Annotated in this window: 18 protein-coding genes; 12 read left to right on the top strand and 6 right to left on the bottom strand. The window is 28.0% G+C overall.

Translation table 11 applies throughout. The annotated features are described in order from the left end of the window. Positions 1–119: 119 nt before the first annotated feature. On the top strand, positions 120–1,454 hold the full coding sequence (locus tag ACUSRV_RS00720; RefSeq protein ID WP_490139989.1) for a CoA-disulfide reductase: 1,335 nt from the start codon (positions 120–122) through the stop codon (positions 1,452–1,454). Between the two features lie 21 nt (positions 1,455–1,475). On the opposite strand, the gene ACUSRV_RS00715 is transcribed toward ACUSRV_RS00720, so the two are convergent. After that, positions 1,476–2,813 (bottom strand): Na+/H+ antiporter NhaC family protein, encoded by a 1,338-nt coding sequence (locus ACUSRV_RS00715; RefSeq protein WP_490139988.1) that lies wholly within the window; start codon positions 2,811–2,813, stop codon positions 1,476–1,478. A gap of 156 nt (positions 2,814–2,969) precedes the next feature. On the opposite strand from ACUSRV_RS00715, the gene ACUSRV_RS00710 reads away from it, so the two are divergent. Next, positions 2,970–3,164: a hypothetical protein gene (locus tag ACUSRV_RS00710; protein WP_490139987.1), complete on the top strand. Its 195-nt coding sequence runs from the start codon at positions 2,970–2,972 to the stop codon at positions 3,162–3,164. Positions 3,165–3,225: 61 nt separating this feature from the next. On the opposite strand, the gene ACUSRV_RS00705 is transcribed toward ACUSRV_RS00710, so the two are convergent. The 3 genes from ACUSRV_RS00705 to ACUSRV_RS00695 all read right to left on the bottom strand — a co-directional run bounded on the left by ACUSRV_RS00705 (position 3,226) and on the right by ACUSRV_RS00695 (position 5,649). Further along, positions 3,226–4,401 carry a sensor histidine kinase gene (locus tag ACUSRV_RS00705; protein WP_490139986.1) on the bottom strand — a complete coding sequence of 392 codons (1,176 nt, stop codon included), beginning with the start codon at positions 4,399–4,401 and terminating at the stop codon, positions 3,226–3,228. Then, positions 4,394–5,074, bottom strand: coding sequence for a response regulator transcription factor (locus ACUSRV_RS00700; protein ID WP_490139985.1), 681 nt, complete (start codon positions 5,072–5,074; stop codon positions 4,394–4,396). Before ACUSRV_RS00700 ends, ACUSRV_RS00705 begins: the two co-directional genes overlap by 8 nt. Positions 5,075–5,190: 116 nt before the next feature. Continuing rightward, positions 5,191–5,649 (bottom strand): DUF4342 domain-containing protein, encoded by a 459-nt coding sequence (locus ACUSRV_RS00695; RefSeq protein ID WP_490139984.1) that lies wholly within the window; start codon positions 5,647–5,649, stop codon positions 5,191–5,193. Between the two features lie 189 nt (positions 5,650–5,838). Here ACUSRV_RS00695 and ACUSRV_RS00690 point away from each other — a divergent pair, with 189 nt between their 5' ends. The 5 genes from ACUSRV_RS00690 to ACUSRV_RS00670 all read left to right on the top strand — a co-directional run bounded on the left by ACUSRV_RS00690 (position 5,839) and on the right by ACUSRV_RS00670 (position 10,388). Beyond that, positions 5,839–6,387 (top strand): phosphatase PAP2 family protein, encoded by a 549-nt coding sequence (locus ACUSRV_RS00690; protein WP_490139983.1) that lies wholly within the window; start codon positions 5,839–5,841, stop codon positions 6,385–6,387. A gap of 82 nt (positions 6,388–6,469) precedes the next feature. Then, positions 6,470–7,438 (top strand): acyl-CoA dehydratase activase-related protein, encoded by a 969-nt coding sequence (locus ACUSRV_RS00685; RefSeq protein WP_490139982.1) that lies wholly within the window; start codon positions 6,470–6,472, stop codon positions 7,436–7,438. Then, the gene (locus tag ACUSRV_RS00680) at positions 7,428–8,507 is read left to right on the top strand and encodes a 2-hydroxyacyl-CoA dehydratase (RefSeq protein WP_490139981.1); all 1,080 of its coding nucleotides are present in this window, start codon (positions 7,428–7,430) and stop codon (positions 8,505–8,507) included. Before ACUSRV_RS00685 ends, ACUSRV_RS00680 begins: the two co-directional genes overlap by 11 nt. Next, positions 8,507–9,478, top strand: a complete 972-nt coding sequence (locus tag ACUSRV_RS00675) for an acyl-CoA dehydratase activase (protein WP_490139980.1) — start codon at positions 8,507–8,509, stop codon at positions 9,476–9,478. Before ACUSRV_RS00680 ends, ACUSRV_RS00675 begins: the two co-directional genes overlap by 1 nt. Positions 9,479–9,632: 154 nt before the next feature. After that, positions 9,633–10,388, top strand: coding sequence for a DUF4397 domain-containing protein (locus ACUSRV_RS00670; protein ID WP_490139979.1), 756 nt, complete (start codon positions 9,633–9,635; stop codon positions 10,386–10,388). Positions 10,389–10,438: 50 nt separating this feature from the next. Here ACUSRV_RS00670 and gltS read toward each other — a convergent pair whose 3' ends face one another. Then, complete coding sequence (gene gltS / locus ACUSRV_RS00665; RefSeq protein WP_490139978.1) at positions 10,439–11,626, bottom strand: sodium/glutamate symporter; 1,188 nt, start codon at positions 11,624–11,626, stop codon at positions 10,439–10,441. A gap of 197 nt (positions 11,627–11,823) precedes the next feature. Then, positions 11,824–12,663 (bottom strand): CvfB family protein, encoded by an 840-nt coding sequence (locus ACUSRV_RS00660; protein WP_490139977.1) that lies wholly within the window; start codon positions 12,661–12,663, stop codon positions 11,824–11,826. A gap of 144 nt (positions 12,664–12,807) precedes the next feature. Between ACUSRV_RS00660 and ACUSRV_RS00655 the strand changes: the two genes are divergently transcribed. From ACUSRV_RS00655 to ACUSRV_RS00635, 5 genes are all read left to right on the top strand, one after another. Beyond that, positions 12,808–13,452: an ABC transporter ATP-binding protein gene (locus ACUSRV_RS00655; protein WP_490139976.1), complete on the top strand. Its 645-nt coding sequence runs from the start codon at positions 12,808–12,810 to the stop codon at positions 13,450–13,452. Next, on the top strand, positions 13,452–14,222 hold the full coding sequence (locus ACUSRV_RS00650) for an ABC transporter permease (protein ID WP_490139975.1): 771 nt from the start codon (positions 13,452–13,454) through the stop codon (positions 14,220–14,222). The genes ACUSRV_RS00655 and ACUSRV_RS00650 overlap by 1 nt, the downstream gene beginning before the upstream one ends. Before the next feature lie 124 nt (positions 14,223–14,346). Beyond that, positions 14,347–15,726, top strand: a complete 1,380-nt coding sequence (locus ACUSRV_RS00645; RefSeq protein WP_490139974.1) for a tryptophanase — start codon at positions 14,347–14,349, stop codon at positions 15,724–15,726. Positions 15,727–16,122: 396 nt separating this feature from the next. Continuing rightward, complete coding sequence (locus tag ACUSRV_RS00640) at positions 16,123–16,785, top strand: response regulator transcription factor (RefSeq protein ID WP_490139973.1); 663 nt, start codon at positions 16,123–16,125, stop codon at positions 16,783–16,785. Positions 16,786–16,918: 133 nt separating this feature from the next. Continuing rightward, the gene (locus ACUSRV_RS00635) at positions 16,919–18,217 is read left to right on the top strand and encodes a sensor histidine kinase (RefSeq protein ID WP_490139972.1); all 1,299 of its coding nucleotides are present in this window, start codon (positions 16,919–16,921) and stop codon (positions 18,215–18,217) included. Positions 18,218–18,355 lie beyond the last annotated feature (138 nt).

Below are 18,355 nucleotides of genomic sequence, written 5' to 3'. Positions count from 1 at the left end.
CGTTGGTGATAAGAGCAAAGCAAATTTTTTATGTTACTTATTTAGTGTATATGGGCATAAATATATTATAGTATATAAAAATAATTACATGTCATAGTAATTTGGCAGGAGGAATTAATATGAGAATAATAATAATAGGTGGAGTTGCAGCTGGTATGAGTGCAGCCGCAAAAGTAAAGAGAATATCAAAAGATTATGATGTAATAGTTTATGAAAAAACAGATGTTGTTTCTTGGGGAGCATGTGGCCTACCTTATTATATAGGTGATTTTTTTCATGATCCTAAAAATATGATAGCGAGAACTGCAGATAAATTTAGAGCAAGTGGAATAGAAGTAAATATAAATCACGAAGTATTAAGTGTAGATACGAATAATAAAATTTTAAAAATAAAAGACTTAAGTACTAATAAAGAACTTGAAGACAGTTATGATAAACTTATGATAGCAACAGGGGCAAGTGCTATTATACCACCTATAGAAAATATAGACCTACAAAATATATTTACATTAAAAGATTTAAATGATGGGATAAAATTAAAAGAAGTAGTAAAAAAAGAAGATGTTAAAGATATTGTAATTATAGGTGCTGGATTTATAGGAATAGAAGTAGTGGAAGCTATGAAAAACATTGGAAAAAATGTAAGGATTATTCAACGTGGAGATAGGATTCTTGCGGCTTCATTCGATAAAGAAATTACTGATATAATGGAAAATGAACTTATAAGTCACGGAGTGAATCTTCATTTAAATGAAAGTATTAAGAAATTTGAAGGAAAAATTAAGATAGAAAAGGTAGTTACTGATAAAGGAGTTTATAAAGCTGATTTAGTTATAATTAGTACTGGAATAAGACCAAATACATCATTTTTAAAAGAAACAGGAATAAATATGCTTGAAAATGGCGCAATTGTAATTGATGAATATGGTAGGTCTAGTATAGATAATATTTATGCTGGTGGTGATTGCGCAAGTGTATATAATATCGTAAGAAATGAGAATGTATATATTCCTCTTGCAACAACAGCTAATAAAATTGGAAGAATAGTTGGAGAAAACCTTGCTGGCCAAAATAATAAATTTGAAGGAACACTAGGTTCTGCAGCTGTAAAGGTTATGAATTTAGAAGCTGGTAGAACAGGCATTTCAGAAAATGAAGCAATTAAAATGGGACTAAACTACAAAACTGTATTTATAAAGGATAAAAATCAAACTAATTATTATCCAGGACAATCTGATATTCATGTAAAGTTAATATATGATGGTGACACAAAGGTAATATTAGGAGGCCAGATTATTGGAAAAAAGGGTGCCGTATTAAGAGTTGATGTATTAGCAGCAGCAATATTTAGCAAAATGACTACTGATCAGTTAGGATTCTTAGACTTATGTTATGCACCACCTTTTGCAAGAACATGGGATGTACTTAATGTAGCTGGAAATGTAGCTGAGTAAATGAAAAAACCTTGAGTAAACTTACTCAAGGTTTTTTTGAGGTGTTTTTGTTTTTAAAAATCTAAAATAAATAATATTACATATAGGAATAAGGTATAAGTAAAAAGCATAAGGTATATATCCTATATTACTTACATTCATCGTTGTAGTGGGAACAAATGCTGCTATATTCCAGGGGATAAGGGCAGACAATACAACTGCTGTATTTTCTAAATCTATAGCTAATTTATGGTTATCAATATTTTTTTCATTATATGGTTTTTTCATAAGACTACTGGTCAAAACAATAGCAATAGATTGATTACATCCAAAAGCTCCAGTAGCTATACTAGTTATAGTTGTATATAAAAAGAGTTCAAAGCGATTTTTTGATTTTAATAATATATCTTCTATATTTTTTAGCATATTTGTTCCATCAAATATCCCCGCTAATGAACAAGATATAAAGACTACTAAAGATGGCTTTAACATAGAAATAATGCCACCACCTTTTATAATATTTTGAAGTGGAGTAGTTGAATCCAATTTAAAACCTAACAATATAAATTTAAGAATTTCTGTTAATTTATATTGTTGAATTAATATACTTATAATAGAAGCTAGCAAAATACTTAAAAGCATTGATATTTTAACATCTATTTTAAATAGAGATAAAATTATTATTATAATAGCAGGTAATAAAACAATCCAATTTATATTAAATGAATTCATTATCTCGTTATTTATACTAATTGATCCTAGTGTAAATGGTTGCTGTAGTGAAAATGCAGTATATAAAATTATAGATAAAACAAAAGGAATTGCCGATGTCTTAAACATATTTCTTATGTTTGTATGAAAGTTTGTTTCTGTTAAGTGCGCAACTAGATTTGCACTAGAAGACATTGGAGAACATCTATCTCCAAAATATGCACCTGCAATAATAGCTCCGGCCACAATGTTTAAATTTACATTTCCACCTTTTGCCATTACGATTAACGCTATACCTACAGTACTTACAGTTCCAAATGATGTACCTAGTAAAAAAGATACCAAACAACTAATTAAAAATGTATATAAAATAAAAAAGTTTGGATTCATAAATTTTATTCCATAATAAACTATCCCAGGAACAGTTCCTGATGACATCCAAATTGCAGTAATACTTCCTATTAAAATAAATATCTTAAGAACAATAAATGCCTTTTTCCCACCATCATAGGACATTTTCAAAATAGCTTTTAAGGAAAATCCTCTTTTAAAACAAATAAAAGAAAATATAAAAAAACACAATATTAAGGGATACCCTATAAATATTCCTTTATAAATAGAAAAAATCAACATACAAAATACTAGTAACATACTAAAAATAACATCCATAAAAACTCCTTCTTTCATCAAAACTGTATATTTTTATCTTATCATAAAATTATATTATTAGTAAAATCTATGTATTTGAAATGAAGTTAAATACAATACTAATCTTGTAGTATAAATAAAAAAACTTAAACAGTTTTTATTAAGGAGGTATTAATTATGAAAAATAAAAAAATTGGTTCACAACAAGAAATAGGAAAAGATTTAACTGAAATGAATTTAGAGATAGCTGATGAGATAATGGACAGTGTTACATTGCAAAAAGGAAATAAAGGTGATTTTGGAAACTATAAAGTTAGAGATTTAATAGCAATAGGGGAAAGACTGCAAAACAGTAAAAATTCAGAGCAATAGATAAATAAAAAAGATCTCTTAAGAGTACTTAATTATAATCTTAAGAGATCTTTTTATGATTTTAAATATTAATTGGTAATTTAATTTTAATAGTTGTTCCTACCTTTAAAGTACTACTAACGTCAATTGTCCCATTATGACTGTCTATTATCCACTTTGCAATGGATAAGCCAAGTCCAGTTCCACCATCTTTTTTTGTCCTTGCTTTATCCACTCTATAAAACCTATTGAATATATATTTAATATCATCTTTAGAAATTCCAATACCTGTATCTTCTATAATAATAATTGCTTTATTGTTATTTTTATAAGAATTTAATTTTATATTCCCACCATTAGGAGTATACTTAATACTATTGTCTACAAAAATTCTAACAGCTTCTTTTATAAGGTTTTTATCACCGTTGATAATAAACTCTTCATTTTTTTCGTTTAGTATATTATGATTTGAATCGATTAATTTCGTTTCTTTTAAAACCTCACTTATTATTTCATTAATTGAAAAGTTTTCTTTGTAAGTTTTTTGGTTGTTTTTATCTCCACGAGCAAGAAATAAAAGATTTTCAATAAGAATTTTCATATTTTCAGATTCACTTTTAATTGCAATAATTGATTCTTCTAGTACCTGTCTATCGTCTTTTCCCCAACGATCTAATAGGTTAGCATACCCTTGTATTACTGAAATAGGAGTTCTTAGTTCATGAGAGGCATCTGATACAAATTGATTTTGAAGCTCAACAGAGATTTGAATTCTATCTAACATGTCATTAAATGTTTTTGCCAAATCTTTTAATTCATCCTTTGAACCACTTATGTCAAGTCTTTTATGAAGATCATTAATTGATATTTCCTTTACCGTCTTTGTCATATAGTATATTGGAGATAAAAGCTTTTTACTAGTTCTTGAGCTTATTAAAATTATAGAAATTATACCAAGAATATTAAAAACTCCCAAAATTGTACCAAGAATGTATATATAATCTCGAGGGGAATTATTTTGGATATAATACTCAAAACTAAATATAATACCTAAACTTATTAATGAAAATATTAATATAAATATAGATACATAAGTGGCAGTAATTTTAAATCTAATAGAAAATCTCAATCTTTTAGTTATTTCTTTAATTGATTTATCAAATAAATATAATAGGAATTTTACAATATACACAATAACTGATAATAAAACTTTAAATATTTGGGAGATAGCTTTAAATAATGATTTTATTTTATTCATGTTTTAGTTGATACCCCACTCCTCTAATTGTATGAATAAACTTTTTATTGAATTTATCATCAATTTTACTTCTTAAATATCTTATATAAACATCGACTATATTAGTGTCGCCTACAAAATCATATCCCCAGACAATCCCTAATATAGAATCTCTTGTTAATACTATGTCTTTATTTATCATAAGATATTTCAATAAATCAAATTCTTTTTTAGTTAATTCTATAAGTTCATTTTCATAAGTAACAGTATATTTATCTATATCAATTTTAAGCTTATTTACTTGAATTATATTTGATTTTAATGAATTAGATCTTTTATGTTTAAAAGATACACGAATACGAGCTAGAAGTTCTTCTATTGCAAAGGGTTTTGTAATATAGTCATCAGCCCCAATATCTAACCCCATGACTTTATCCATAACATCGTCCTTAGCTGTAAGCATAATAACAATTACTTGAGAAGATTGTCTTAGTCTTCTTAGCACCTCCATGCCATTAAGTGATGGAAGCATAACGTCCAGTATTATAAGGTCATAATTATGACTTAAAGCTTTTTCAAGACCTAATCTGCCATCTTGAACAATATCTACACTATAGCCTTCATGTTCTAATTCAAGTTGAATAAATCTAGCTATTTTAGTTTCATCTTCTATAATAAGTATTTTTTCATTCATTTATTATCCTCCATATCAAAAGATAAATCATATAAAAATAGTATACTCTTTTCAAAGAAATTTGAAAACAATAGTAAAATAAACCCTGCCATTTTATAATATTGGCAGGGTTAGTATTATGAATTTTTTATTTCATCTGATATTTTATTTGTAAATTTATTTACACAATTAGAAACCTTATCTATTTTATTGTTAATATCGTATCCTTCGCCGTTATCTTTTTCAAACTTTATCTTACATCCAGTAACTAAAGCAAGGATTATAGCTGGTAGAACAAAGTGTACACCTATTATTGTTACAATTATTGCAATAGATATAGGTACATTAATCAATGTTTTGTTATTCTTTGATATAATGAATCTTATTTTATTTGATTTTTTTATAATACTCTTAATTTTCCTGAAAAAAGATGAACTTGTAACGCTTATATCAGGCTTTATTTTATTTTGTTCTTCAAAGTATGCCAATGCTTCAACTATATCACCATTAAACATTTCAAGCGCCTCTTTTGCTTCTTTATAGCTTACATTCGCTCTTTTTTTCAATAAATCAACTAGCTCAATTTTAATTTCCATTGTGTACCCTCCAAATTTGTAATATATTTTATATTTATATAATAGGGTAATATAATTAAAGAAGTATTAGCTAAAGATTAGAATTAGATTAGAAAATGAAATTTAATACTATTTTATTTAATACTATTGTAATTATAATTTTTATAGTAAAATTAATAAAAGCTTTTAATAATTATAATGGAGGAAAATATGATTCAAAAAATAGATATAGCTATACTTGAATTTATTAATAATAACTTACAAAATCCTATTTTAGATAAACTTATGCCTATAATAACATCACTAGGGGATAGTGGTATGATTTGGATCATAATATCTTTTATATTAATGATTAGTAACAAATATAGAAAAGTAGGTATTTTATGTATAATAGCACTAGTACTTAGCACTATTATAGGAGAAGGAGTATTAAAAAAAATAATACAAAGACCAAGACCATTTTATGAATTTACAAATATTCAATTATTAATAGAAAAACCACTATCTTATTCTTTTCCTTCAGGACATACAGGGTCATCATTTGCAGTTGCAGGTGTAATAGGAATCTTAATAAAAAAATACAGAATACCTATAATTATTTTAGCAGGACTTATGGCTTTTTCTAGACTATATTTATTTGTTCATTATCCTACAGATATATTAGGGGGGATAATATTAGGGCTAAGTTGTTCATATATAGTCACATATAAAGTTAAAAAGAATAACAAAAATTCTAAATCTGAAACCTCTATTTTATAATGGGGGTTTTATTTTATTTAAATATTGTCAATACTAAAACAGGATTTGGAAACAACATGAAAAAACATAGGAGTTGAAATTAATGATTGCAAGTCAAAAGTATACTATTGGTATTCCAAGGGCATTGCTTTACTACAAACACAGTGTTCTTTGGAATAATTTTTTTGAAGAACTTGGTTGTGAAATTGTATTAAGCCCCAAAACTACAAAGAAGTTATTAGACGATGGTATTTCTCATTCAATAGATGAAAGTTGCTTATCAGCGAAAATTTTTATGGGTCATGTTAATTATCTAAGAGGAAAAGCTGATTATATATTTATTCCGCGTATTGCTAATTATGGAAATAATGAATCTACTTGCACAAAATTCCATGCGCTTTATGATATAGTAAAAAACACATTTGATGATATAAATATATTAGATTATAACCTAGATATTGAAAATGGAAGTAGGGAATTTTCAGGTTTTTATAAAATAGGTTTAAATTTTACCAAAAATCCTATAAAAATTTATAACGCATATAAAAAAGCAAAAAATTCTCAGATGATTGAAAATAAGAAAATAGAAGTTTATCAAGATAAGTTATTAGAACAAAATGATAAATTAAAAATACTAGTTGTTTCCCATCCATATAATATTTACGACGAATTTATAGGACAACCAATTGTTAAATATCTAAAGCAACTTGATACTACTCCTATATATGCAGACGTTTTAGATGAAGACACAGCTAAACAAAAATCGAAGCAGATATCTTCAGGATTATATTGGAGTTATAACAAAGAGCTAGTAGGGGCCATTGAACACTATAAAGATAAAATTGATGGCATTATATTTTTAGTAACTTTCCCATGTGGGCCTGATTCTTTAGTTACTGAATTATGTCAAAGAAAAATTAAAGATATACCCCTTATTACTATTGTATTAGATGAGTTACAAGGAGAGGCAGGACTGCATACTAGATTGGAAAGCTTTATTGATATAATTAATATGAAGAAACAGGATAATGAAGGACTTTTAAGTCAGGAGAGATGTAAATATGGGCAATAACAGAGAAATGATTATGAGCTTTCCTCATATGGGTAACTATCATATTCCAATTACAAAGCTAATTGAAAATACTTTAGAAGGAAAAGTTGTTTTAGCACCACCAATAACTAGAAAAACAATAGAGTTAGGTGCTAAAAATAGCCCTGATTTTGTTTGTGTTCCTTTTAAATATAATCTAGGTAACTATATTGAAGCTTTAGATAATGGGGCAAATTTTTTAGTTCAAGCAGGTGGCGGTTGTCGCTTTGGATATTACGGAGAAATTCAAGAACAAATATTAAAAGACTTAGGATATGATTTCAAATTTTTCAGCCTCGTTGATACTAGTAATGTTAGCCCTATCGCTTATTATAGAGAATTTAAAAAGATAAATCCTAAATTGAGTTTTAGACAATTTTACTCAGCATTTAAACTAGCTTTAGAACAAGTAAATGCACTTGATAATATTGAACAATATATTAGAGAAAATATTGGTTTTGAAGTTAATAAAGGTAGTTTTGAAAATTTAGAAAAGAAATTCCATGTTGAGCTAAGTAAAACAAACAATACAAAAGAAGTAAAAAATATATATAGAGAATATAAATTGGCTTTTGAACAACTTTCAATAGATAAACCTAAAAATCCATTAAAAGTAGGTATTGTAGGTGAATTATATGTTTTAATGGAGCCTTTTAGTAATTATTTTATAGAAAAAGAGATGGCAAAGAAGGGAATAGAAGTGAGAAGATATATTACTATTTCTTATTTGTTATTTTCAAAAGATCATAATGAGAAAAAATTATTAAAATATGCAAATCCATATTTGAAGTATGCTATTGGAGCTGATGGAACTGATAGTGTAGCAAGAACAAAGCAATTAGCAGAAGAGGGTTTCGATGGAATTATTCATATTAAGCCATTTGGATGTACTCCTGAGGTTAATTCTATGCCACCTGTACAAAGGGTAAGTAGAGATTATAATATTCCGGTATTATACTTTAGTTTTGATGCTCAAACATCTGAAATAGGTACAAAAACAAGACTTGAGGCTTTTCATGATATGCTTGTTATGAGAAAGGAGAACATATAATGGAAAAGGGGTACTTAGGAATAGATATAGGATCTATATCTACTAAAGGCGTTATTGTTGACAAAGACAATAAATTTTTGGCAAAAACTTATCTTTGGACAGAAGGGAATCCTATTAATGGAGTTAAAAAGGTTTTAGAAGATTTACAAAGACAATTAAGAAAAGATATTGAAGTAGTATCTGTTGGAACTACTGGATCTGCTAGAGAACTTATAGGTAGTATTTTAGATGCTCAAATTGTAAAAAATGAAATAACAGCGCATGCTATTGGAACACTTTCAATTTACCCTGAGGCCAAAACTATATTTGAGATAGGTGGACAAGATAGTAAAATTATAATTATGGATAACGGAATTGTAACTGATTATGCTATGAATACTTTATGTGCAGCAGGAACAGGGTCATTTTTATCTTCACAAGCTAAGCGTCTTGGAATTGAAATTGAAGATCTAGGAGATTATGCACTTCGCTCAAAAAATCCAACTAAAATTGCAGGTCGTTGTACAGTTTTTGCAGAATCTGACTTAGTTCACAAAGCACAAATTGGCCATAGTAAAGAAGACATTATTGCTGGGCTTTGCAGAGCTGTTGTTACAAATTACCTAAATAATGTTGGGAAAGGTAAACGTATTAAAACACCAATAGTTTTTCAAGGAGGAGTTAGCAAAAACTTAGGTGTTATTAAGGCTTTTAAAGAATCTGTAGGGCAAGAAGTACATGTTGATGAAAATGGACATTTAATGGGGGCTTTAGGAGCTGCTATTTTAGCAAAGAAATCTGGTAAAGAAAAATCTTTTAATTTTGGTGTTAAAGAGATGAAATTTACAACTTCAGGAAAAGATTGTGATCATTGTTCTAATAATTGTGAAATTGTTTGTGTAATGAGAGATGATGAATTTCTTGATGCTTGGGGTAATCGTTGCGAAATAGGGTTACATAATATACGCAAAGTTATGAAAAATAGTATATAGACAAAGGAGTGTATAGAAGTTTTGTTAAGAACTCAGATACACTCCTTTTGTATTTCCCTACTAAATTATTTTTATTATAACAACTTGTACAATAAATGCATATAATAATAAAAGTAGTATTTTTTAGCAATATAAAAATAAAAGGTGGGGTTTTATGAATAGGGTGGTAATACCACGTGCATTTTTAAATATATTTTGTAAGAGACAAATACATGATTCTCCAGAAACAGGAACAGCTATGCAATTTATACAAGAATTAGGTTTACCTTGTATTGCTCTTTGTTTTTCATTTGTTAGGGTATTCAATGGATATCCAGAAGCTCCACAGATAAATTTATATATAGATGATATGTTAATGGCAAAAAATTTAAAATACAAAGATTTTAGTTATTATATTCCTATACCCAAAGGGGTGCACAGTATAAAGGTTTATTTGTCTAATAAGCCAGATAATCCTATATTAAAACTAAATGAAATAGATATACCTGGAGGAGAGCCTATTACACTATCTATATGGGAGAATATAAACAATTTGAAATTAATATCAATCGTAGATGAGATTAAACAAAAAATATACCCAGATAAAAGTGTTGTTAGGATTGTAAATGTATCCCCTGATCCTCTGACAGTGCATATACAGCCAAATGCTTTATATAGAGAATTATCTCCTGGATATTCTACAGAATATATAATTACAGATACTGATATACATTCATTTAAATTTCATTTAGCCAATAAAGAGACATTCCCACTAGGTATATCAACTAGTTTAAGAGCAGGTAGAATATATACTTTGTATGCTGTAGGTAGCTTAGATACTAATTCAAAAATGTATATGAATGGAAATTCTCTTGAAATTATAAAATCAGTAGATGGAAATACTATATTTAAACAATGTCCAGTAGAATAAATAATAAAAAATATCGCTAAGAGGAAGATAACTTAGCGATATTTTAATATTTACTTAAACATATTCATAAGGAAAGTAATTGCAAAGGCATTAAAGAAGTCTATAAATAAGGAACCAACAAGTGGTACCGCAAAAAATGCTCTTGGTGCCTTTTTATTATATTTTGCTACAAGGGTTTCCATGTTAGCCATGGCATTTGCAGTTGATCCTAGACCAAATCCACATGTACCAGATGCCATAACAGCTGCTTCATAATCTCTACCCATTATTCTAAATACTATAAAGTACACGAATGCAGCCATAAGTACTACTTGTGTTAGTAGAATAACTATCATAGGAAGAGCTAACTCAGCTAATTCCCATAACTTAAGAGACATTAATGCCATAGATAAGAAGAATGCTAAACATATACTGCCTAAAGCATCAATTTCTTCCATGATTACTTCTTTATTGAACATATCATAAACATTTCTAATTAGTGCTGCAGCTAACATTCCCCCTATATATGGTGGGAACGTCCATCCCAAACTTACAAACCACTTTGAAATAATAGTTCCAATACCCATTGCTACAACTATAATAATAGCAGAGTTAAGTAGTGAGTTTGGATCAAGGTTTAGTACTTTGTCAGATAATGTCTCATTACCTTCATATGATTTTGATCTATTTATTAAGTTATTCTTTTCAATTAAGCGTTTTGCAATAGGTCCTCCAGTAATTGATCCCATAACTAACCCAAATGTTGCAGCAGCCATAGCAACAGTTGCAGCACCTTTTACACCAGCTGCCTCGAATAAAGGACCAAAAGCACCTGAAGTTCCAGGTCCGCCAACAAGTGGAGTTGAGCCAAGAGCAAGACCTATATATGGATGTAATCCAAATAATTTAGCTAAACCAATGCCAAGAACATTTTGGAATACAACTAAAATCATACTAACAAATAAGAAAATGATTACTGAAACTCCACCCTTTTTCAATAACTTTAAACTTGCAGTGAATCCAATAGTTGTAAAAAACGCAATTAAAAATACGTTTTTTAGTGTATCATCAAATTCAAAACTAAATAATTGTAAGTTATGTCCAATTAATGTAATAAATGAAAATAACATTCCTCCAATTACTGGCGCCGGAATACAAAAATGCTCTAAAACTTTAATTCTTTTTCTTAAAAATTCCCCAACTATTAAAACAAGAATAGCCAATGCGAGCGTTTCTATTAAGTCAAGCTTGAAATTCATAAATAATCTCCCTTCAAAATGATATTTTATTAACTAAGTATATATATGCTGAAAGCACATGAGATAGTACAATTATACAATGAAAATTCCTTTTTTTCAATATTATTAATTAAACTTAAATTGAAGGAAGCTTGCATAGTTAATTCAATAAAGGGAGTGAATATATATTCACTCCCTTTATATGTATACTTTATTTATTATTTTAGTTTCGTCCCAGTATTGTCTTGTGTTATTAAATTCTTTTTCATAAGTCCACCTAAAGCATTTTTAAAGTGTTTTTTACTTACGTTAAATTCTTTAGATATTTCTTCAGGAGAACTTTTATCATTGAAAGTCATAAAGCCTTCATGTGATTTTAAATATTCTAAAATATTTTCTTGAAGAGTAGTTACTTCAACTTTAGTATGTTTTCTAGGAGATAATCCCAATCTTCCATTTTCATAAATTTTAATTACATTCAGATCTAAAACATCTCCATAGTTTATTTCAGTGAAATATTCATTACTTAAAATTACACCCTGGTACATATTTTCTACAGCTACCATAACACTTTTGTTAGTTTGGAATCCATAAACTGTTCCTTTAACACTATCTCCAATTTTATAATCACCTTCAATATCTAGATGCATATCTATATCAGTAGTAGCAGCTATTCTATCACTTTTATCTAAATATATATAGAATAAATAGTTTTTATTGTCTTCTAATGGATATAATTTTTCTTTAAAAGGTACCAATATATCTTTAGCTAGCCCAAAGTCAATAAAAGTACCTACATCAGTAGTAGAAACAACTTTAAGATAAGATATTTCTCCTACTTTAGCTAGGGGTTTTTTAAGCGTAGCAATTATTCTATCTTCTGAATCTCGATATATAAAAGCTTCTACTGCATCACCTATATTTAATTCAGTACTTATCTCACGTGATTTTGGAAGCAATATGTTTTTATCCATTTTTTTAGTATCGCTATTTAAGAAATAACCTATGTTTCCTTTACCTACAACTTTTAAATTATTAAAATCGCCTATTTTTATCAAGTCTATTACCTCACTTTGCATTATTTCTATTTTATCCTTTATAGTATTCCTTATTTTAACATAATTTATTATACTTGTACTACAAATTGTAACTATATATATGAAATATGGTATATTATAAAGGAATGAAGGAAGGTGCGACATATGTTTAACTTACAAAATATAAAGTACAAAACCATACTAGATATAAAGGAACTTATCATACCTAAAAATAAAATTACTTGTATTATGGGCCCTAGTGGGGGCGGAAAAACTACACTACTAAAACTTTTAAACAAAATGATAACTCATACTAATGGAGTTATATATTACAATGGGAAAAATCTAAATGATATATCTTCAGTGAAACTGAGAAGGAACGTTGTTATGCTATCTCAAAATCCTCACATATTCGAGGGGAATATAAAAGAAAACCTTATAATAGGACTTAAGTTTTCTGAAAAACATATTCCAGAAGACTATAAATTAAAGGAATTTCTTAATTCAGTAAATTTAAAAAAAGATTTATATGATACATGTGATACTTTATCTGGTGGAGAAAAACAAAGACTTTGCTTAGCTCGTGTAATGGTCATGGATGCAGATGTATATTTATTAGATGAACCTTCATCGGCACTGGATAAAGATACAGAGTATGATATTATATCTCAAATATCATATTATTGTAAGAAAAACAATAAAACACTTATAATGATAACTCATTCATTGGAAGTATCAAACAATTTTGCCGATTATATAGTTAATATAACAAGTGGAGAAGTAGTAGAAGTCAGTGAGGTGAAGAGATAATGAAGGATATAACGGTATTTCAACTTCTATGTGCATATCTATTTGTACTAATACTTATGTTCATAGTCAAAATAAGAAAAATACCTAGAGAAAAATTAATATTAATATCTAGTATTCGTATGACTATTCAGCTTACTTTGGCTGGATATTTACTTACTTACATATTTAAATATCCAAATCCATTTATAACTATAATTATAATATGCATTATGTTATTGTTTGCTGTAAACAACGTAATAAAAAGAAGTCATGTAGATGTACCTAACAATATAAGAAAATCTATAACAATATCAATGTTTGTAGGGATATTCATAAGTACATTATATTTTATATTTGTAGTGGTGGCGGTAAAACCTTGGTATGATCCTGTTTACTTTATACCTATAACAGGTATGTTAATAGGAAATTCAATGACAGGGGTGTCTCTTGGTGTTAATACTTTGATGAGCAGTATAACTACACAGAGAGATTCCATAGAAACTGCTTTAATGTTAGGTGCCACTCCAGCAGTTGCATCTAGAGATATTATTAATAAAGCATTTGACAATGCTATATTGCCAACTATAAATTCTATGCTAGGTACAGGTGTGGTATTTTTACCTGGAATGATGACAGGTCAAATATTAGGAGGAGCTTCTCCTCTGTCTGCTATAAAATATCAAATAGGTATAATGCTAGGTATATTAGGTAGTGTTACATTAACAACATGGTTATTTTTATATTTAGCTTCTAAGTTTTTATTTAACTCAGATGATCAACTTAACTTATAAAATCCTCCAAGTAATGGAGGATTTTTTTATATGAAAAACATTATTTATTAAGAATATATTTTTTAATTGTACATAAAATTTTGTGTACATAAAAAATTATTTGTTAATTTAAAGGGGGATTTATATGAGAAAAGTCATGCCAGAGCCATTTAAAATCAAAATGGTTGAGCCATTAAGACAAATATCGAGGGAAGAAAGAGAACAAGCATTAATCAAAGCAGGATACAATCCATTTTCATTAAAAGCTGAAGATGTATACATAGATTTATTAACTGATAGTGGGACAGGAGCTATGAGTGATAGACAATGGGCAGGTATTATGATGGGAGATGAAGCTTATGCAGGAAGTAGAAGCTATTATCACCTACTAGAAAGTGCTCAAGAATTATTTGGATATAAGTACATAATTCCTGCACACCAAGGGAGAGGTGCAGAACAAGTATTATTCCCGATTGTGGTAAAAGAAGGTCAATATGTTCTTGGAAATATGCATTTTGATACAACAAAGGCACATATAGAATTGTCAGGTGGTAGAGCTGTTAACCTAGTAACAGAAAAAGCCTACGATACTACTACTTACTATGATTTTAAAGGCGACTTTGACTTAGAAAAATTAGAAGATTTCCTCAAAAATAATAATAAAGAAGAAATAGCATTTATACTTATAACAGTTACTTGTAATAGTTGTGGTGGTCAACCTGTTTCTATGGCAAATATGAGATCTGTAAAAGGGCTAGGAGATAAGTATGGTGTAAGAGTTTTTATAGATGCTGCAAGATACGCAGAAAATGCATACTTTATTAAGCAAAGAGAAGAAGGATATGAAAATACATCTATAAGAGAAATAATAAAAGAGATGTTTAGTTATGGAGAAGGGTTTACTATGAGTGCTAAAAAAGATGGAATAGTAAACATAGGAGGACTTATTGGAATTAAAAAAGATGAAGAATTATATACAGCTGCTAGATCAAGAATTGTTCCTATGGAAGGATTCCCAACTTATGGAGGCCTTGCTGGTAGAGATATGGAAGCCTTAGCAATAGGACTTAATGAAAGTTGTGAAGAAAATTATTTAGCTTATAGAATAGATCAAATCAAATACCTTGGAGATAGATTAATGGAAGGTGGAGTACCTATTCAGTATCCAACTGGAGGTCATGCGGTATTTGTTGATGCTAAAAAAATACTACCACATATTCCTTACTATCAATTTCCAGCCCAAGTTTTATGTAATGAATTATATCTTGAAAGTGGAGTTAGATCTGTTGAAATAGGGTCGTTCTTACTTGGAAGAGACCCTGAGACAAATGAAAACTTAGAATCGCCATTAGAACTTGTAAGACTTACAATTCCAAGAAGAGTATATACTTATAACCATATGGATTATATAGCAGATTCATTAATAGCTATAAAAGATAGATGTGAGACTTTAAAAGGGTTAGAATTCATTTATGAGCCAGAGGTATTAAGACACTTTACAGCTAGACTAAAGCCAGTAGAATAATAAAGTATAGAATATAGGGTGTATTTTAGAAAATACATCTTATATTTTATTTTTTTGTTCTATCTAAATTTCATTCTAAATAAAATTTAGATATATATAATATTAAGTAAAAAGTCTTAGAGTAAAAATATATAAATTGAAAAGGTGGAAGGGTAGTATGGTCGATAGTTTGTCTATAGGTGCAGTAGTAATGCTTATTTGTGGCCTTGGACTATTATATGGAGGACTTATATACTATATTTCAAGAGTTATTAATAGTGAAGAATAAAATTATTAAAGATAGCCCTCTGATATTTTTAGAGGGTTAATTTTTTATAAATATTAAGTAAAAGTTCATATATTTTTCATATTAATTTGTTAAAATATACACATATAAACAGATAATTGGAGGAAACTATGAACAAATCTATACTTGTTGTAGAAGACGATGCATATATACAAGAACTAATAGTTGAATTTTTAAAAACTCAAGACTATGATGTTGAGTTAGCTAATGATGGAGTAGAAGCAATAGAGAAATTTAAGGATAATAATTATGATTTAATAATATTAGATATAATGTTACCTAACTTAGATGGATACTCTGTTTGCAAAATGATTAGAAATACTTCGAAAGTACCTATTATATTCTTAACAGCTTTAGGTGATGAAAAAGATGAAGTAAAGGGATTTGAATTGCAAGCAGATGATTATATTACAAAGCCATTTTCTTTCAATATATTGATAAAAAGAGTTGAGGCTTTACTTAGAAGGACAGAAGAAAGCAAAAATAAAAGTATTTCAAAATTTGAAGATCTAACCTTAGATTGCGATGCTTATAGAGTTTATTTTAATAATGAGTTATTGGATTTGACTGTCAAAGAGTTTAATATATTAAAGATGCTAATTGACTACTATCCAAAAGTAGTTACAAGAGATGTTTTGGTTGATGAGATATGGGGTTATGATTATTATAGAGATAAGAGAATAGTAGATGCTCATATAAAGAATATAAGGAAAAAATCCAATATACCTTATATAAAGACTGTTATGGGAGTTGGCTATACTCTTGAAAGGTAAGTGGAAAAACCTAAGCGTTACCTATAAAATATTTATAATAACAACGGCTCTCTTAATACTATCATCAACTACAATATACATGTTTATATATTTTTTTCTTCCTAGTTACTATTATAATTATAAGACTTCATATTTGAAAAACGAAGTACTGGAATTATCTCAATATATAAAAATTAGCGATATAAATAATTTAGATACTATTTTATCTGATTTTTCTAGAGAACATAATGTGTCTATAGTATTACAAGATTCAAATGGAAATATGATTTATTGTCCTTACTATGATTTTAGTCACAGTGCAGATTTAAAAAATATTCACTATCATAAATCTCAAATTGAGGGATTTGAAAGTAAGCCACAACCAAGTCTATATACTGTAAGAAAAGAGATATATATTAAGGATTTAGCAGCACCTTACTATTTAATTGTTAGCAAACAGATACAACCTGTTGACGAGGCATCAAAGATACTCTTGAAATCAATGCCAATTATGTTTTTGGTTGCTGCTTTAGTATCACTAATAGGTTCTTATATATACTCGAAGGTAATAACAAAGCCACTACTACATATCAATAATGTAGCTAAAGATATGTCTACGCTGAACTTTTCAAATAAATTAGATTCTATATCACATGATGAAATAGGAGAGTTGTCCAATAGTTTAAATGAACTTTCTATAAACCTTCAAAAAACTATGGATGAATTAAAACAAGCAAACACAAAACTAAAAAGTGATATAGAAAGAGAAAGGGTACAAGAAGCTAATAGAAGAGAATTTATAGCAACTATATCTCATGAACTTAAGTCACCTATTACTATAATTAGTGGACAACTTGAGGGAATGATATACAATATAGGTGCCTTTAAGGATAGGGATAAATATCTAAAACAATCATATGATATAACTCAAGAAATGAAAGATTTAGTTAATGAAATGCTAGATATATCTAAACTGGAGAGCTTTGAAGTTAAAACAAATATTGAAAATATAAATATTACAAAACTTGTAGAAAATGTAATTGAAAATCAACAATATTTTATAAAAGAAAAAAATATGAAGCTTGTAGAAAATTTACAGGAAGATTTATTTTTATTTTTAGATGAACAGCTTATAAAAAAGGCTATTATGAATGTAGTAAATAATGCTATAAAATACTCAAACAAAAATGAAACTATAATCATTAATTTATATAAAAAAAATGATATTTATTTAGAAGTAGAAAATACAGGTGCTAATATAGATGAAAATTTAATACAGGAAATATTTAAACCCTTTTATCGAATTGAGAAATCTAGAAATAGACATACAGGTGGAAGTGGTTTAGGATTATATATAGTTAAAAAAATATTAGACCTTAATAATGTCAAATATAGAATAGAAAACAAAAAATCCTCAGTTAAATTTACGATGATTTTTCCTCATAAGATATAGATCTTATGCGGATTTTTTCTATTTCATTTCATTTTAAATATATATTTAAAAATATAGCTAAACAAGATAAATGTGTTATTATGGTTACTCATTATAAATATATAGCAAATGAGACAGATAAAGAGAACCCTCCAATAT

It is taken from the genome of Sporacetigenium sp. TC11 (assembly GCF_058146105.1).
Note: the sequence above shows the minus strand (reverse complement) of the source record. Positions and strands in the feature narration are given on the sequence as shown.

Coding starts and splice junctions, on each gene's coding strand:
- ACUSRV_RS00640 (WP_490139973.1), top strand. CDS start 16,123: ATGAACAAATCTATACTTGTTGTAGAAGACGATGCATATATACAAGAA.
- ACUSRV_RS00685 (WP_490139982.1), top strand. CDS start 6,470: ATGATTGCAAGTCAAAAGTATACTATTGGTATTCCAAGGGCATTGCTT.
- ACUSRV_RS00650 (WP_490139975.1), top strand. CDS start 13,452: ATGAAGGATATAACGGTATTTCAACTTCTATGTGCATATCTATTTGTA.
- ACUSRV_RS00670 (WP_490139979.1), top strand. CDS start 9,633: ATGAATAGGGTGGTAATACCACGTGCATTTTTAAATATATTTTGTAAG.
- ACUSRV_RS00675 (WP_490139980.1), top strand. CDS start 8,507: ATGGAAAAGGGGTACTTAGGAATAGATATAGGATCTATATCTACTAAA.
- ACUSRV_RS00680 (WP_490139981.1), top strand. CDS start 7,428: ATGGGCAATAACAGAGAAATGATTATGAGCTTTCCTCATATGGGTAAC.
- ACUSRV_RS00715 (WP_490139988.1), bottom strand. CDS start 2,813: ATGGATGTTATTTTTAGTATGTTACTAGTATTTTGTATGTTGATTTTT.
- ACUSRV_RS00720 (WP_490139989.1), top strand. CDS start 120: ATGAGAATAATAATAATAGGTGGAGTTGCAGCTGGTATGAGTGCAGCC.
- ACUSRV_RS00710 (WP_490139987.1), top strand. CDS start 2,970: ATGAAAAATAAAAAAATTGGTTCACAACAAGAAATAGGAAAAGATTTA.
- gltS (WP_490139978.1), bottom strand. CDS start 11,626: ATGAATTTCAAGCTTGACTTAATAGAAACGCTCGCATTGGCTATTCTT.
- ACUSRV_RS00705 (WP_490139986.1), bottom strand. CDS start 4,401: ATGAATAAAATAAAATCATTATTTAAAGCTATCTCCCAAATATTTAAA.
- ACUSRV_RS00690 (WP_490139983.1), top strand. CDS start 5,839: ATGATTCAAAAAATAGATATAGCTATACTTGAATTTATTAATAATAAC.
- ACUSRV_RS00645 (WP_490139974.1), top strand. CDS start 14,347: ATGAGAAAAGTCATGCCAGAGCCATTTAAAATCAAAATGGTTGAGCCA.
- ACUSRV_RS00695 (WP_490139984.1), bottom strand. CDS start 5,649: ATGGAAATTAAAATTGAGCTAGTTGATTTATTGAAAAAAAGAGCGAAT.
- ACUSRV_RS00655 (WP_490139976.1), top strand. CDS start 12,808: ATGTTTAACTTACAAAATATAAAGTACAAAACCATACTAGATATAAAG.
- ACUSRV_RS00700 (WP_490139985.1), bottom strand. CDS start 5,074: ATGAATGAAAAAATACTTATTATAGAAGATGAAACTAAAATAGCTAGA.